Genomic DNA, 14,664 nt, shown 5'->3' with positions numbered 1-14,664 from the left:
TTCCATGCTCAAGAAATTTCGTTCCCGCATGAATAATTGGATCACCAACAATATGGAATTACCCGCAGATGTCATGATGGATCTGCCGAGAATTACAATGATTGGACAAATACATATATATATTGAAAATCACCGAGGTTTATTAACGTTTAGCGATAAGGAAATTCGATTGCTTTTAAAGCAGGGGCAGTTGCTTGTTAAAGGAGATTCCTTTGTGATCAGAACCATCTTACCAGAAGAAATTTTACTTGAAGGAAAAATAAGTCAAGTGATGTATCTGGAAGAATAAATTAGGAGGATACGCATGAAAAATCAATGGATGAACTTTTTTTCTGGTACCGTAAAAATTATTATTCATGGTAATGGTGTAGAGAGATTCCTTAATGACTGCAGCAGAAACGGCATACAGGTATGGCAAGTGAAAAAGATGGGAGAAGAGGCATATACTTGCCATGTGCTTCTAAAGGATGTCCGAAGACTAAGGCAATTGATTAAAAAGCAGGATTGCAAATTTCGTTTTCTTACAAGAAAAGGATTACCTTTTCTAACACAATATTCACTAAAAAACAGTGGATTAATCGTTGGGATTATCGCAGCATTCCTTACCGTTTTTCTATTGTCTAATATGGTCTGGAGTATTGAAATTAAAGGGGCTGAGCCTGCTACTGAGCATAAGATTATGCAAGAATTAGACAAGCTTGGTGTCAAAAAAGGGAAATTTCAATTTTTCATTCAAGATGTGGAAAGTATTCAACGTTATTTAACGGACACAATAAGTGAAATTACTTGGATTGGTGTTGTTTTAAATGGGACATCCTACCATTTCGAAGTGGTAGAGAAAAATGAACCGGAAAAGTTGGAATCATTGTCCCCAAGAAGCTTAGTTGCAAAGAAAAAAGCGATGGTGGCAAAAATATATGTGGAAAAAGGACAACCCCTCGTTCAGGTAAATGACTATGTAGATAAAGGACAAGTCTTGGTTTCGGGATTGATTGGAAGGGAAGATAATAAAAGATCGATAGCCGCTATAGGGGAGGTCCTCGGTGAGACGTGGTACCTTACCAGTGTGGATGTACCAATAAAGACCACTCTTCCAGTATTGACCGGAGAAGCTAACAATAAGCATTTTTTGAAAGTTGGCAGTGTGAATATTCCGGTATGGGGTTTCTTCCAAGAAGATTTTGAACGACAAGAGGAATATGAAGCAGAGCGACCTTTTTATTTCTGGAAATGGAAACTGCCTGTCTCCTATGTCGGAAAGACCATACATGAACAAGAAATAGTGGAGCGGATTTACGATGATGAGGAAGTTATTGAGCAGGCTTTAGAGATAGGAAGAGATCAGGTACTTTCGAATCTGGGTGAAGATGCGGAGATAAAAGGTGAAAAAGTTTTGCGCACCTCTAAGGAGAATGGTAAAGTAAGTGTAGATATACATTACCAAGTCATTGAAAATATTGTCAAAATCGAACCAATTATTCAAGGAGACTAATGAATGTCAGAAGAACTAGTGATGATGAATCAACAACTAAATAATCCAAATGAAGCAATTGCTCTTTTTGGGAACCAAGATGTCAACCTGAAGAGAATTGAAGATGAATTGAACGTATCCATTGTAACACGCGGAGAAACAGTCAATGTATCCGGTGATGTCAAACAGGTGGAAATGGTGGATAGCGTCATTCAGAATTTACTAGAAGTTATACGAAGAGGCATCACAATCAGTGAAAGAGATGTCATCTATGCAATACAACTTGCTAAAGAAGACAAGATGCACTCTTTCCAAGAGTTATACGATGAAGAGTTAACAAAGAATGTTAAAGGTAAATCTATTCGAGTTAAGACATTAGGACAAAGACAGTATGTTTCTGCAATAAGGAAAAAAGATCTTGTTTTCGGGATTGGACCTGCAGGAACCGGCAAAACATATTTAGCCGTTGTGATGGCCGTTACTGCGTTGAAAAATGGGCAGGTGAAACGGATTATCCTTACTCGCCCGGCTGTAGAAGCTGGAGAAAGTTTAGGTTTTCTACCTGGAGACTTGAAAGAGAAAGTCGACCCGTATTTACGACCGTTATATGACGCGCTGCACGATGTATTTGGTTCTGAACATACCCAAAGGTTGATTGAAAGAGGGACAATTGAGATTGCTCCTTTAGCCTATATGAGGGGACGTACATTGGACGATGCATTTGTCATTTTGGATGAAGCGCAGAATACAACGGCCGCCCAGATGAAGATGTTCCTGACAAGGCTTGGGTTTGGCTCGAAAATGGTCATTACCGGTGACATTTCTCAAGTTGATTTGCCAAAAGGAATGAAATCAGGTCTGGCGGTAGTTCGGGATATTTTGAAAGATACATCAGGCATTCAGTTTATTGAACTCGAACAATCAGATGTCGTCCGTCATCCGTTAGTTGCGAGAATTATTAATGCCTACGAAAAGCTTGAATCAAAATAAAGCCCCTTTAATGGGGCTCTTTCACTTGTAGAGGATTATATTTTTGGGGATGTCTTTTAAGGAGGGAGCCAATTAACAGTGAAAAAGAAATCGAAATCCTGGAAAATTTCTTTTCAACACTTGAAGGCCTTTAAGTTTTACCATGTCATCATCTATGTGCTGTTGGGGTTTATCATGTTTGGCATTATGTTCAGTAACGTGAAGCCAGAGAAGGTAAATGTACAACTATTCAGCAATGCGGAAAAAACAATTGTGGCGCCTCATAGTTTTGAAGATAGAGAAGCCACGGAACTGCTAAGAAAAGAAGCGGCAGATAAAGTGCCTGACCAATTTATCAGGGACAAGGATAAAGCATATCAGCAAATTGCAAGGGTGGAAAACCTCTTTGAAGTGCTGATTGAAACTAAAAATAAAATAGCGGAACTCGAAAAAGTTCCGGAAACCTCACCTCCCGCTGAGGAAGAAGCGGACTCCTCGCAGTCACAAGAAGAACCCGAGCCTATAATGCTTACAGATGCGGAAAAATTGAAACTCCTAGAAGAAGCCCTTGAAGGCCAAGTTCCAGACCGTTGGGAAAATGAATTAAAAGAAGAAAATCTGCTCTTTTTACTTGGTTCAAAGGAAGCAGACCTCACACGCTATAAAAATGCATCAGTTACAGCAATTAATAACGCGATGTCTAGGGATATACATACAATCGAAGATGCGAGTGAAGCAAAGAATCTTGCAAGAACAGAGCTTTCTCAATCAGGAAATGTCCCAAGTGTTATCATTAATATTTCGAGCATTTCTGTAATCCAAAATGTTATTTATGATTCCGCTCTAACGCAGGAAAAGAGGCAACAGGCAATCGATACTGTGGAGCCTGTACGGATATCACAGGGTGATACACTTGTTAAGGCTGGCCAATTTATTGATAGAGAAACTTATAGGCTTCTTACTATAGCTGGATTTGTCAACCAATCAGACAATCTTGCACCGTATGCAGGTTTATTGATCATCATTGGGTTAATGATTTTTGCTTTGGTTTACTTATTTAAAAACATTGATACAACGATACACAGTAAAAATACGTATTTGACCATGTATTTATTAATCTTTTCTATTACTTTAATCTTATTGAAAATCTTTAGTTTCTTTCAAACCTTAAATACGACGGAAATCGGCTATATTGCCCCGGTTGCGATGGGTGCCATGCTTATAAAAATGCTGATTAATGATCGTATTGCCATATTTTCAAGTATTATATTTGGGATTTGTGGAAGTTTTATATTTAATATGGTTCCAGGTGCTATGAACTATACAGTGGGGTCTTACTTGATTATATCAGCTGTAGCGTCGGTACTATTTTTGAATCAGCATAACAGACGACTTACGATTCTTCAGACGGGCCTATTTGTATCCTTCATTAACGTGGTGACGGTCATTGCGTTGGTGTTATTGACCAACAGGGACCTTACTGGTATGAATGAGTTGTTGGACCTAGGTATCAATGGGACGATGGCGATTGGATCTGGAGTTGTCTCGGCCGTGCTTACTATTGGGATCCTTCCTTTCTTTGAGGTGGGCTTTGGGATGCTCTCAACGATGAAGTTGCTTGAGCTGTCCAATCCAAACCATCCACTGTTAAGAAAGATCTTAATGGAGACACCAGGGACGTATCACCATAGTGTGATGGTAGCCAATTTATCAGAATCAGCTTGTGAGGCAGTCGGTGCGAATGGGTTGCTTGCGAGGGTTGCATCTTATTATCATGATATAGGCAAAACAAAAAGGCCGCATTATTTTATTGAAAATCAAATGGGTCGAGCGAATCCTCATGATAAACTTCCACCTCAGACGAGTAAAAATATTATTATTGCCCATGCCACGGACGGAGCTCAAATCCTCCGCGATCATAATATGCCAAAAGAGATCGTTGACATTGCAGCACAGCATCATGGGACAACCCTATTGAAATTTTTCTATCATAAAGCGAAAGAACAAAATGAAAATATTAAAGAAGAAGAATATCGCTACCCTGGACCGAAAGCTACCTCTAAAGAAGCAGCAATAGTCGGGACTGCTGACAGCATTGAAGCGGCAGTAAGGTCATTGAACAACCCGACTCCCGATAAAATCGAAACAATTGTAAAGGCTATCATTAAAGACCGCCTTCAGGATGGACAGTACAGTGACTGTGATTTAACTTTTAAAGAACTTGAAGAAATAGGAAAGTCCTTCTGTGAAACATTACAAGGTATATTCCATTCAAGAATCGAGTACCCGAAAGGAGAGGAAGAAGAATCATGATCGAAATCGATATGTTAGATGAAACAACAAAACTGACAGATGAGCAGTGGGAAGATATTAAAAATTTATTGATATTTGCTGTTGAAAAAGAGTCTGTCAAAGCCGGTGCTGAACTCTCCGTTACCTTTGTGGATAATGATAGAATTCAGGAAATTAACCGTGAATATCGTGACAAGGACCGTCCTACAGATGTCATTTCTTTCGCCATGGAGGAGCTGGGTGAGGGAGAAATTGAAATCCATTATGACGAAGAAGCACCTCGTATGCTCGGAGATATCATCATCTCCATTCCAAAAGCGGAAGAACAAGCAGAAGAATATGGTCATTCTGTTAAGCGTGAGCTTGGATTTCTTGCGCTGCACGGACTTTTACACCTTCTGGGCTATGATCATGAAAATGAAACTGATGAAAAAATAATGTTTGATAAACAGAAAGAAATCTTAGATGCCTATGGACTCACGCGATCGTAACCGTAAAGGATATCGAGGTTCATTTACTTCTAGTTTTTCATATGCTTTTGAGGGATTAAGGTTTGTCCTTCGTACAGAGAGAAACATTAAGTTTCACGTTTTTATAGCAGTTGTAATGATAAGCATGTCTTTATTTTTTCAAATTACAAAAGTAGAGTGGCTCATTCTTTTTCTCGTCATTGGCGGAATGTTTGTCATTGAAATTATTAATACTGCGATTGAAAATGTGGTGGATCTTGTGACAGAGGAGTTCCACCCTCTTGCGAAAACGGCAAAAGATGTGGCTGCTTCTGCGGCCTTAGTTTTTGCTTGTATCTCTGTTATAATTGGTGTAATCTTATTTGGCCCTTATATTGTGGCTTACCTATAAATAAATTGAAAATTTAAAATTTTTTAAAATTTAAGGGTGATTTAAGAAGCGAATTAAGGTAAAATATAAGTACGCGCACCCGAAGCTCATAGAAGAAAGGAAGAGAAACTTTGAACATCGAAGCTTTAATCCAAGAAGCAAAAGCAGCAAGAGAAATGGCTTATGTACCCTACTCCAAGTTTAAAGTAGGCGCGGCATTATTAGGTAAAGACGGTAAGGTCTATCGCGGATGCAACATTGAAAATGCTGCATACAGTATGACTAACTGTGCAGAAAGAACAGCACTTTTTAAAGCGTATTCAGAAGGCAACACTCAATTTGATGCAATTGCGGTTGTAGCCGATACGAAACGACCTGTTCCACCTTGTGGAGCTTGCCGTCAAGTAATATCGGAGCTGTGTGCACCTGAAACGAAAGTGATCCTGACAAACCTTCACGGTGATATTCAGGAACTTACAGTAGCAGAATTGCTACCTGGAGCCTTTTCACCGGAGGATTTAGATGCATAACCAAACCAATACAAACTATAAATCAGGGTTTGTCTCCATCATTGGCAGGCCGAACGTTGGAAAGTCAACATTTTTGAACAGAGTAATCGGCCAAAAAATTGCGATAATGAGTGACAAACCACAAACGACTCGAAATAAAATTCAAGGTGTATTTACGCAAGACGACGCACAAATTGTTTTCATCGACACACCGGGCATCCATAAACCAAAGCATAAGCTTGGAGATTTTATGATGAAGGTGGCGCAAAATACGTTAAAAGAAGTTGACCTGGTTCTATTTATGATTAATGCAAAAGAAGGTTTAGGAAAAGGCGATGAATTCATTATCGAAAAGCTGAAGGAAACGTCAACTCCAGTATATTTGGTAATAAATAAAATCGACGAAGTACATCCAGATGACCTGCTACCCTTGATGGAAACATACAAAGCGTTGTATCCATTCAAAGAAATAGTTCCGATATCTGCTTTACAAGGTAACAATCTAGAAATTTTATTGGATCAAATTAAGAAATTCCTTCCAGAAGGTCCCCAGTATTATCCGGCAGACCAAGTGACCGACCATCCGGAACGTTTTATTGTGGCAGAGCTGATCAGGGAGAAAGTGCTTCACTTAACGCGTGAGGAAGTTCCTCACTCCATTGCTGTAGCAATTGATTCCATGAAGAAACGTGAAAACAAAGATATGGTCGATATTCAGGCCACCGTCGTAGTGGAACGCGATTCTCAAAAAGGGATAGTCATCGGGAAACAAGGAAAAGTCTTAAAAGAAGTGGGACAAAAAGCCAGAGTGGACATTGAAGCATTACTGGGATCCAAAGTGTTTTTGGAATTGTGGGTAAAAGTACAAAAGGATTGGCGTAACAAGCAGTCACAACTTAGAGATTTTGGTTTTAATGAAAACGAATACTAATCGGGAAGACGAGCGAAATAGTCAATTCGTAGCATTTAATTTACAAAATTTATCTAACATGTTTTGACCCTTCTACGGTCATCATAGTCATATAGGAATTGGAATAGGCATGCTGGTCTTTACTACAGAAAGGGTGGAGTTTACAATGTTGGATTTTACCTGGAAGGTCTTTAAAGAAACAGGTAATATTGATACCTATCTTCTCTTTAAAGAGCTTGAAAAAGAAAATGGCGATTTACCCGAACAGACAGAAGAACTAGCGAATAGTGACTTACCAATTTCATAAATGATAGATGATCAATAATTAAGGCAGTATACACACGCAAGTGTTGTAGATTGCCTTTTTATTTTGTAAACCGTACAATTAATAAAAGCCAGAAAAATGGACGGTGTACGATTTGCTACATAAATGTGAAGGCATTGTCATTCGAACAAATGCCTATGGTGAAAATAATAAGATTGTTACCATCTACTCGAAGGAGCTGGGGAAAGTAGGGGTGATGGCGAGAGGTGCCAATAAGCCCAGCAGCCGGTTTACTGCTGTCTCCCAGCTGTTTTCCCACGCTACCTTTGTCTTCCAAAGGAGTACAGGACTAGGAAGCCTCCAACAAGGTGAAATCATGGACTCCATGAGATCCATCAGAGAGGATATCTTCCTAACAGCCTATGCTTCTTTCATTGTGGAGTTAATGGACAGGACTACAGATGAAGGAAAACGTAATCCGGCACTATACGAACTACTTTATCAAGTGTTGCATTATATCAACGATGGTTTTGATGCAGAAATATTAACATTCATTTTTGAAATGAAAATGTGCGATGTTATCGGCATTACACCCGAACTAAATCGCTGTGCTTCATGTGGTGCAACAGAGGGGAGTTTTGCCTTTTCTATAAAGGAGGGCGGCTTCCTTTGTAACAGATGTTTTCATAAAGACCCCTATTTAATTAAAGTCTCCCCTGCTACGCTTAGGCTCTTACGGACCTTTTACTACTATGATTTGAATAGAATAGGCAACCTTTCGTTAAAAGAAGAAACAAGAAAAGAGCTGCGATTCATTATCGACGAATATTATGAAGCATATTCTGGGATAATGTTAAAATCCAAACGCTTTTTAAAGCAAATAGGCTCTTTGAAAGTGAATCTTCCTGAAAAAAAGGGCAAACCTGATTGACTTTGCAAAAAAAATCATTTATTATCCAAGTACATCTATAAAGATTGCGTTGAAGGAAAGTAGTACTTATCAAACATGATTAAAGCGAACCTAGGACGGTGTGAGCTAGGGAATCAAGAGATAAGGAAGGCGTTCTGGAGCAATACGGATAAAGTGGTAAAAAGGCAAGCCCTTTTTACAAATAGGGTGGAACCGCGGGAGAACCTCTCGTCCCTATGCTGACAACACAGTTGGCATAGAGACAAGAGGTTCTCCCTTTTTGTCCTACAGCCAACAAATTGAGTTAAGACGTTAGTAGAATGATTACCATAATTCAGTGTAGTCTCTAAGCTGTTTATTGGAGCGAAAGGCGAAGACTCCTGCGGGGGAAGTAACGGTAGATTGAGACCCCGCAACGAAGTGAGGAGGCTCAAACACCGTCCCGCGGAAAGCGAAGCCTGGCGCGCAAATCAACAGCGGCGTTCAACAGTACCCAAATAAAATAAAGGAAGGTGTCAAAATGAACATCCAAAACATGATCCTGACCCTGCAAAACCACTGGTCAGAACAAGGCTGTATCCTCATGCAAGCCTACGACGTAGAAAAAGGTGCCGGCACAATGAGCCCATATACATTCCTAAGAAGCATCGGCCCTGAGCCATGGAACGTAGCATACGTCGAACCATCCAGAAGACCGGTAGACGGGCGCTACGGCGAAAACCCAAACCGCCTATACCAACATCACCAATTCCAAGTGATCATGAAACCATCCCCAGACAACATTCAAGAACTATACCTGGAGTCACTCAAGAAACTTGGAATCGACCCACTAAAGCATGATATCCGCTTTGTAGAAGACAACTGGGAAGCACCAACACTTGGGGCAGCAGGACTTGGCTGGGAAGTTTGGCTGGACGGAATGGAAATCACCCAATTCACCTACTTCCAACAGGTCGGAGGAATTGAATGCAAACCGGTTTCTGTAGAAATCACCTATGGTATTGAGCGACTTGCCTCCTACATCCAAGACAAAGAAAATGTTTTTGATCTAGAATGGACAGAAGGATTCACCGTTCGTGATATTTTCCTTCAACCGGAATATGAACACTCTAAATATACATTTGAAACATCCGATCCGGATATGCTGTTCTCACTGTTTGATATCTATGAAAAAGAAGCACACCGCCAGATGGACCATGGTCTTGTGCACCCTGCATACGACTATGTATTAAAATGCTCTCATACATTCAACCAATTGGACGCACGTGGCGCTATAAGTGTTACCGAACGAACAGGTTATATCGGCCGTGTCAGAAATCTAGCCCGTAAAGTGGCAAGAACCTTCTATGAGGAAAGAGAAAAGCTAGGTTTCCCAATTTTGAAAAAGGAGGAGAGCAACAATGAGTAAGAGAGACTTTTTATTTGAAATCGGTCTAGAAGAGATGCCAGCCCGCTTTGTAACGGATTCCATGAATCAGCTTCAGGAAAAAGTGAAAGCTTGGCTTGAAACAAACCAGTTGGCTTATGAGAACATTCACGCTTACTCTACTCCAAGAAGGCTTGCCGTATTAGTTGAAGGCCTTGTAGAACGACAAGAAGATGTTACTTTAGAAGCAAAAGGCCCTGCGAAAAAGGTTGCTCTTTCTTCGGATGGTGAGTGGTCAAAGGCTGCTCAAGGCTTTACTAGAGGTCAAGGACTAACTGTTGAAGATATTTATTTTAAAGAGATAAACGGTGTGGAATATGTGCATGTAAAGAAGCATGTAGAAGGAAAAGAAACGAAAGAAATTCTTAGTGGCATTGCTTCTGTTGCTACAAGCCTGCATTTTCCAAAAAACATGCGCTGGGCTGATGAAGACTTAAGATATGTACGACCAATTAAATGGTTGATTGCTCTATTCGGTGAAGAGGTTATACCAGTTGAGATTTCAAAGGTAAAATCAGATCGAGTATCTACTGGCCACCGATTCCTTGGAGGTCAAGTGGAATTAAAAGACGCCGCTAGTTATGTGGAAGAGCTTTTATCTAACTATGTCATTGTCAATGCTACGGAGCGAAAAGAAGCAATCAGGAAACAACTGTCGATTATTGGGGAAGAAAATGGTTGGAACATTCCTGTGGATGAAGACCTGCTAGAAGAAGTGAACAACCTGGTGGAATATCCAACAGCATTGTTTGGAACGTTCGAATCGGAATATCTCACCTTGCCTGAAGAAGTGCTGATTACATCCATGAAAGAGCATCAGCGTTATTTCCCTGTTAAAAGTGAAGAGGGAACTCTTTTGCCTTATTTTGTGACTGTACGAAACGGGAACCATGAGAATTTAGATAATGTTGCAAGAGGAAATGAAAAAGTATTGCGTGCAAGGCTTTCTGATGCGGCATTTTTCTCCAAGGAAGACGAGAAGCTTGTTATTGAAGAAGCAATTAAAAAGCTGGATAAGATTGTATTCCATGAAGAAATTGGAACAACCGGCGATAAAGTGAGACGTGTACAGACCATAGCAACAGACCTTGCTAAAGTTGTAAATGTTGACAATGAAACGCAAAAGCATGTAGAGCGTGCATCTTCCATTTACAAGTTTGACTTAGTATCTCATATGGTTTATGAATTTCCGGAACTACAAGGAATCATGGGCGAAAAATATGCGTTGGCCAAGGGTGAGAGCCCTGCCGTTGCAAAAGCTATCAATGAGCATTATATGCCTCGTTCTGCAGAAGACCAAACCGCTTCCTCTGATGTAGGTGCCATCCTAAGTATCGCTGAAAAGATGGATACCATTGTTGGGTTCTTTGCTATTGGAGTTATCCCTACTGGTTCACAGGACCCTTATGCGTTAAGACGTCAGGCATCTGGGATCATTCAGACGATCTTAAATAAAGAGTGGACTTTCTCATTGGAAAAGTTTATGCACTCAGTAGTAGAACGTTATGTAGAAAAAGGAATCGCTAAGAAAGATGCAAATGAAATCATGGAAGATCTCTTAGTGTTCTTTAAATTACGACTTAAAAACAACCTTTCCGAGCGTGGAGTTCGTTATGACATTGTGGAGGCACTTTTAGAGCTACCACTCGAGAATGTTTGCTCCACTGTGAAGAAAGCAGAAACGCTTGAAACAAAGAAAAATGAAGCAGACTTTAAAGAAACGATGGAATCATTAAGTCGTGTGTGCAACATTGCCAAGAAGGCAACTCTTTCTACCGAAGTTCAAGAGAACTTGCTAAACCAAGAGCAGGAACATGAGCTGTATAAACAATTTAACAGCAAAAAAGATCTTGTGCTCCGTGCGGCAGAAAATCAGGATTTCACCGTAGCGTATGAAGAACTTGCTTCCTTAAAACCTGCCATTGATGCATTCTTTGACAACATCATGGTCATGACAGAAGATGAAGCAATAAAAGCAAATCGCCTCGCTCTTATGGATGAAATGGCTAAAGTTATAGCCATTTTCGGAAACGTCAATGGCATCATCGTTAAGTGATTAAAAAAGACAAACCTATAACCCTATGATAGAATAGTTAAACATACGAAAGAGGCTGACTAATGCAATCCTCACAATATTTAGTCAGCCTCTTTCCAATTCTTCTGTTTATCAGTATAATTAGTATATATTATTTACATATACAGTATGTCACAAATAGAGATCGTAGGGCACCCGTTCAGCGAAGTGCACCTTATAACCCAATAGGTGGTGAACGAAAATCGAACTGAATAAGCGGCAAGAAACTATACTGCAAATAGTCAAAGAACAAGGACCGATTACCGGAGAAGCGATAGCCGATCAACTAAACTTGACTCGGGCAACCCTTCGTCCCGATTTAGCCATTCTGACCATGGCCGGCTATTTAGATGCCCGCCCGCGTGTTGGCTATTTCTACACTGGAAAAACAGGATCGCAATTGTTATCAGATAAGATAAATAAGATTCAGGTGAATGATCACCAGTCCATACCGGTTGTTGTTCATGAGAGTGTTTCTGTTTATGATGCAATTTGCACCATGTTCTTAGAAGACGTGGGAACCCTTTTTGTAGTGGACAACTTCTCTATTATTGTGGGAGTGCTTTCGAGAAAGGACCTTTTAAGGGCCAGTATCGGAAAACAAGAGCTGACTTCCATACCAGTAAATATAATTATGACTAGAATGCCTAATGTAACGTACTGCTTTAAAGAAGACTTGATTATTGATGTAGCAAAAAAACTGATTGAAAAACAAATAGATGCTCTTCCAGTCGTAAAGCAAACGGATAAAGGCTATGAAGTAGTCGGTAGAATAACAAAAACGAATATTACAAAAGTGCTGGTTGCCCTGGCACTCGATGAAATTATCTAGATTGGAGGAGAATCATGGAGAAACGTACCGTATATATCGTATCTGATTCAGTCGGAGAAACTGCAGAGCTGGCAGTAAAAGCGGCAATCAGCCAATTTAATGGCGCGAACTTCCATCTCAAAAGAATACCTTACGTAGAAGACATCGCAACACTTTCAGAAGTAGTCTCGATTGCAAAACTTAATCAGGGTCTCATCGCTTTTACCCTAGTTGTTCCTGAAATGAGGAAGCATCTTTTAGAATTGGCTATGAAAGAAGGCGTCCAGGTCTATGACATCATTGGCCCGCTTGTGGACTTAATGGAGCAGGAATATGGTGTTAAACCAAAGTATCAGCCTGGCTTGGTAAGACAATTGGATGATGATTATTTCAAAAAAATCGAAGCAGTGGAATTTGCAGTGAAGTATGATGATGGCAGAGATCCAAGGGGAATCATAAAAGCGGATATCGTGTTGGTGGGGGTTTCTAGAACGTCCAAAACGCCTTTATCCCAATATTTGGCACATAAACGACTGAAGGTAGCAAATGTACCGATTGTTCCTGAGGTAGATCCACCAGAGGAACTTTTTAAAGTGAATCCTGAAAAATGTTTCGGTCTAAAGATTTCGCCAGAAAAGCTGAACGATATTCGAAAAGAAAGATTGAAAGCGTTGGGGCTTAATGATAAAGCCGCCTATGCCAATCTTGAAAGAATAAAAGAAGAGTTGGCATTTTTTGAAACAGTCGTAAATAAAATAGGTTGTGACGTGATAGATGTTACGAATAAGGCGGTAGAAGAAACAGCTAACCTTATCTCTAACATTTATAATAACCGTTTGAAGTAAAGAGCGCTTTTAGGAGTGCTCTTTTTTTAAAGGGAAGAAAGCATAAATCCCGTTGATTTCCGTTCCAGGCGCTTCGCTTGCCTGCGGGCGGTCCGTGAGCCTCCTCGGCTTTCAGCCTGTGGGGTCTCACCTGTCCCTTCCTCCCGCGGGCGTCTACGCGCCTTCCACTTCAATCAACAAAGTTATTTCATTCACCTGGGGTTTATGAAAGGCATTTAACCAGGTTAACTGAGAAAGCATTAATTTTATGTTCTTGTAATTTATAGCTGTTGATTAGAGCAAAAGACGAAGACTCCTCGAAAATGCTACGCATTTTCTTCGTGCGATGTTTCGCTGTCGAAGCCTTCCTTGTCCTGAGGGAGATAGCGCTAGGTGGAGACCCCGCAGGCTTGCGAGGCCACTGAAAAACCCAATAACCTATCTTTTGGATAATTAATAGCTGTTGATTGGAGCAATAGGCGGAGACTCCTACGGGGGAGTAGCGACAATGTTGAGACCCCGCAGGGCGTAGCCCGAGGAGGCTCAAGGTCGCCCCGTGGAAAGCGAAGCCGTTTGCGGAAATCAACAGCGACGATTAAACAATCGACTATAGGACCGGGCAGTTTTTGCCCAGTTTTTTTTATGACTTTTGATTACCCATTATTCGATGTGAAACAGTAGTCAATTTGAAAAGTTTATATTATAATAAAAAATTGTGATAAAAAAATTCCTCGATAGGGTTTAGAGTGATGGATTATCGAATAAACTAAAAATAGCTATAAGTCAAGGGCAATATAACAGTTTCGTTCGACAACTACAAAAAAACATATCGAAAAAAGAAGGTTTTTGGGAAGGGATGTAGAAACCATTTAACATGCAAAATAATCGCAAACCTATTATTTTGGTGGATGCAGATGCGTGTCCCGTTAAAGAAGAAATAAGTAGAATAAGTCATACATACAAAGTTGATGTGTGCTACGTAGCTTCCTACTCCCATGTCATGACCAATAAAACTGAAGGAAATTGGGTCTATGTGGATGATGAAAAAGAATCTGCAGATCTTTATATTTTGAATCATGCAAAGAAAGATGATGTAGTAGTCACTCAAGATATTGGTCTAGCAAGCATGCTGGTGTCCAAAAACGTTTATGTTCTAACTCCTCGTGGAAAACAGTATGAAGAGAGCGAAATGGAACTGAGCTTGCATATGAGATTTCTATCTGCGAAAGAACGGAGAAAAGGGAACTATTCTAAGGGCCCGAAAGCTTTCTCGATGAAAGACAGAGAAAGATTTGTTCAATCACTTAAAAAAACTTTGTCGAAAATTGCAGGAATTCCAGAATAGAGATAGAAATAGTAAGTC

Annotated in this window: 15 protein-coding genes and 1 other annotated feature; all 15 genes read left to right on the top strand. The window is 40.2% G+C overall.

The annotated features are described in order from the left end of the window. The first annotated feature begins 4 nt into the window (after positions 1-4). The 15 genes from yqfC (at position 5) to B4U37_RS15245 (ending at position 14,646) form a co-directional block, all read left to right on the top strand. Complete coding sequence (gene yqfC, locus B4U37_RS15315; RefSeq protein WP_010196237.1) at positions 5-289, top strand: sporulation protein YqfC; 285 nt, start codon at positions 5-7, stop codon at positions 287-289. A gap of 15 nt (positions 290-304) precedes the next feature. Beyond that, positions 305-1,492: a sporulation protein YqfD gene (gene yqfD, locus B4U37_RS15310; protein ID WP_088018894.1), complete on the top strand. Its 1,188-nt coding sequence runs from the start codon at positions 305-307 to the stop codon at positions 1,490-1,492. A 3-nt stretch (positions 1,493-1,495) separates the two neighbouring features. Beyond that, the gene (locus B4U37_RS15305; RefSeq protein WP_010196242.1) at positions 1,496-2,461 is read left to right on the top strand and encodes a PhoH family protein; all 966 of its coding nucleotides are present in this window, start codon (positions 1,496-1,498) and stop codon (positions 2,459-2,461) included. Positions 2,462-2,539: 78 nt separating this feature from the next. Continuing rightward, positions 2,540-4,753 carry an HD family phosphohydrolase gene (locus B4U37_RS15300; RefSeq protein ID WP_088018893.1) on the top strand — a complete coding sequence of 738 codons (2,214 nt, stop codon included), beginning with the start codon at positions 2,540-2,542 and terminating at the stop codon, positions 4,751-4,753. Continuing rightward, positions 4,750-5,223, top strand: a complete 474-nt coding sequence (gene ybeY, locus B4U37_RS15295; protein WP_425444084.1) for an rRNA maturation RNase YbeY — start codon at positions 4,750-4,752, stop codon at positions 5,221-5,223. The genes B4U37_RS15300 and ybeY overlap by 4 nt, the downstream gene beginning before the upstream one ends. Continuing rightward, positions 5,198-5,593: a diacylglycerol kinase family protein gene (locus tag B4U37_RS15290; RefSeq protein WP_088018891.1), complete on the top strand. Its 396-nt coding sequence runs from the start codon at positions 5,198-5,200 to the stop codon at positions 5,591-5,593. Before ybeY ends, B4U37_RS15290 begins: the two co-directional genes overlap by 26 nt. A gap of 155 nt (positions 5,594-5,748) precedes the next feature. After that, positions 5,749-6,102, top strand: a complete 354-nt coding sequence (locus B4U37_RS15285) for a cytidine deaminase (RefSeq protein WP_425444115.1) — start codon at positions 5,749-5,751, stop codon at positions 6,100-6,102. After that, positions 6,095-7,012, top strand: coding sequence for a GTPase Era (era, locus tag B4U37_RS15280; RefSeq protein ID WP_088018889.1), 918 nt, complete (start codon positions 6,095-6,097; stop codon positions 7,010-7,012). Before B4U37_RS15285 ends, era begins: the two co-directional genes overlap by 8 nt. Before the next feature lie 145 nt (positions 7,013-7,157). Beyond that, on the top strand, positions 7,158-7,298 hold the full coding sequence (locus B4U37_RS15275) for a YqzL family protein (protein ID WP_010196251.1): 141 nt from the start codon (positions 7,158-7,160) through the stop codon (positions 7,296-7,298). 112 nt (positions 7,299-7,410) lie between these two features. Then, positions 7,411-8,187: a DNA repair protein RecO gene (gene recO, locus B4U37_RS15270; protein WP_088018888.1), complete on the top strand. Its 777-nt coding sequence runs from the start codon at positions 7,411-7,413 to the stop codon at positions 8,185-8,187. 40 nt (positions 8,188-8,227) lie between these two features. Beyond that, positions 8,228-8,405, top strand: a binding site (T-box leader). A gap of 281 nt (positions 8,406-8,686) precedes the next feature. Then, the gene (glyQ, locus tag B4U37_RS15265; protein WP_010196253.1) at positions 8,687-9,574 is read left to right on the top strand and encodes a glycine--tRNA ligase subunit alpha; all 888 of its coding nucleotides are present in this window, start codon (positions 8,687-8,689) and stop codon (positions 9,572-9,574) included. After that, positions 9,567-11,648 (top strand): glycine--tRNA ligase subunit beta, encoded by a 2,082-nt coding sequence (gene glyS / locus B4U37_RS15260; RefSeq protein ID WP_088018887.1) that lies wholly within the window; start codon positions 9,567-9,569, stop codon positions 11,646-11,648. The genes glyQ and glyS overlap by 8 nt, the downstream gene beginning before the upstream one ends. A gap of 220 nt (positions 11,649-11,868) precedes the next feature. Then, positions 11,869-12,498, top strand: coding sequence for a transcriptional regulator CcpN (ccpN, locus tag B4U37_RS15255; protein WP_029326506.1), 630 nt, complete (start codon positions 11,869-11,871; stop codon positions 12,496-12,498). 14 nt (positions 12,499-12,512) lie between these two features. Next, on the top strand, positions 12,513-13,322 hold the full coding sequence (locus B4U37_RS15250) for a pyruvate, water dikinase regulatory protein (protein ID WP_010196257.1): 810 nt from the start codon (positions 12,513-12,515) through the stop codon (positions 13,320-13,322). Positions 13,323-14,175: 853 nt separating this feature from the next. Beyond that, positions 14,176-14,646, top strand: coding sequence for a YaiI/YqxD family protein (locus B4U37_RS15245; RefSeq protein WP_010196275.1), 471 nt, complete (start codon positions 14,176-14,178; stop codon positions 14,644-14,646). The last annotated feature ends 18 nt before the right edge of the window (positions 14,647-14,664 follow it).

Source organism: Sutcliffiella horikoshii (genome assembly GCF_002157855.1).
GTDB classification, from domain to species: Bacteria; Bacillota; Bacilli; order Bacillales; family Bacillaceae_I; genus Sutcliffiella_A; species Sutcliffiella_A horikoshii_C.
The sequence above is the reverse complement of the archived record's forward strand: the minus strand, read 5'-3'. Positions and strand labels throughout refer to the sequence as shown.

Excerpts from the sequence above, each read along its gene's own strand:
- glyQ (WP_010196253.1), top strand. The coding sequence starts at position 8,687 with ATGAACATCCAAAACATGATCCTGACCCTGCAAAACCACTGGTCAGAA.
- B4U37_RS15305 (WP_010196242.1), top strand. The coding sequence starts at position 1,496 with ATGTCAGAAGAACTAGTGATGATGAATCAACAACTAAATAATCCAAAT.
- yqfD (WP_088018894.1), top strand. The coding sequence starts at position 305 with ATGAAAAATCAATGGATGAACTTTTTTTCTGGTACCGTAAAAATTATT.
- ybeY (WP_425444084.1), top strand. The coding sequence starts at position 4,750 with ATGATCGAAATCGATATGTTAGATGAAACAACAAAACTGACAGATGAG.
- B4U37_RS15290 (WP_088018891.1), top strand. The coding sequence starts at position 5,198 with ATGCCTATGGACTCACGCGATCGTAACCGTAAAGGATATCGAGGTTCA.
- B4U37_RS15275 (WP_010196251.1), top strand. The coding sequence starts at position 7,158 with ATGTTGGATTTTACCTGGAAGGTCTTTAAAGAAACAGGTAATATTGAT.
- B4U37_RS15250 (WP_010196257.1), top strand. The coding sequence starts at position 12,513 with ATGGAGAAACGTACCGTATATATCGTATCTGATTCAGTCGGAGAAACT.
- era (WP_088018889.1), top strand. The coding sequence starts at position 6,095 with ATGCATAACCAAACCAATACAAACTATAAATCAGGGTTTGTCTCCATC.
- B4U37_RS15285 (WP_425444115.1), top strand. The coding sequence starts at position 5,749 with ATGGCTTATGTACCCTACTCCAAGTTTAAAGTAGGCGCGGCATTATTA.
- glyS (WP_088018887.1), top strand. The coding sequence starts at position 9,567 with ATGAGTAAGAGAGACTTTTTATTTGAAATCGGTCTAGAAGAGATGCCA.
- B4U37_RS15245 (WP_010196275.1), top strand. The coding sequence starts at position 14,176 with ATGCAAAATAATCGCAAACCTATTATTTTGGTGGATGCAGATGCGTGT.
- yqfC (WP_010196237.1), top strand. The coding sequence starts at position 5 with ATGCTCAAGAAATTTCGTTCCCGCATGAATAATTGGATCACCAACAAT.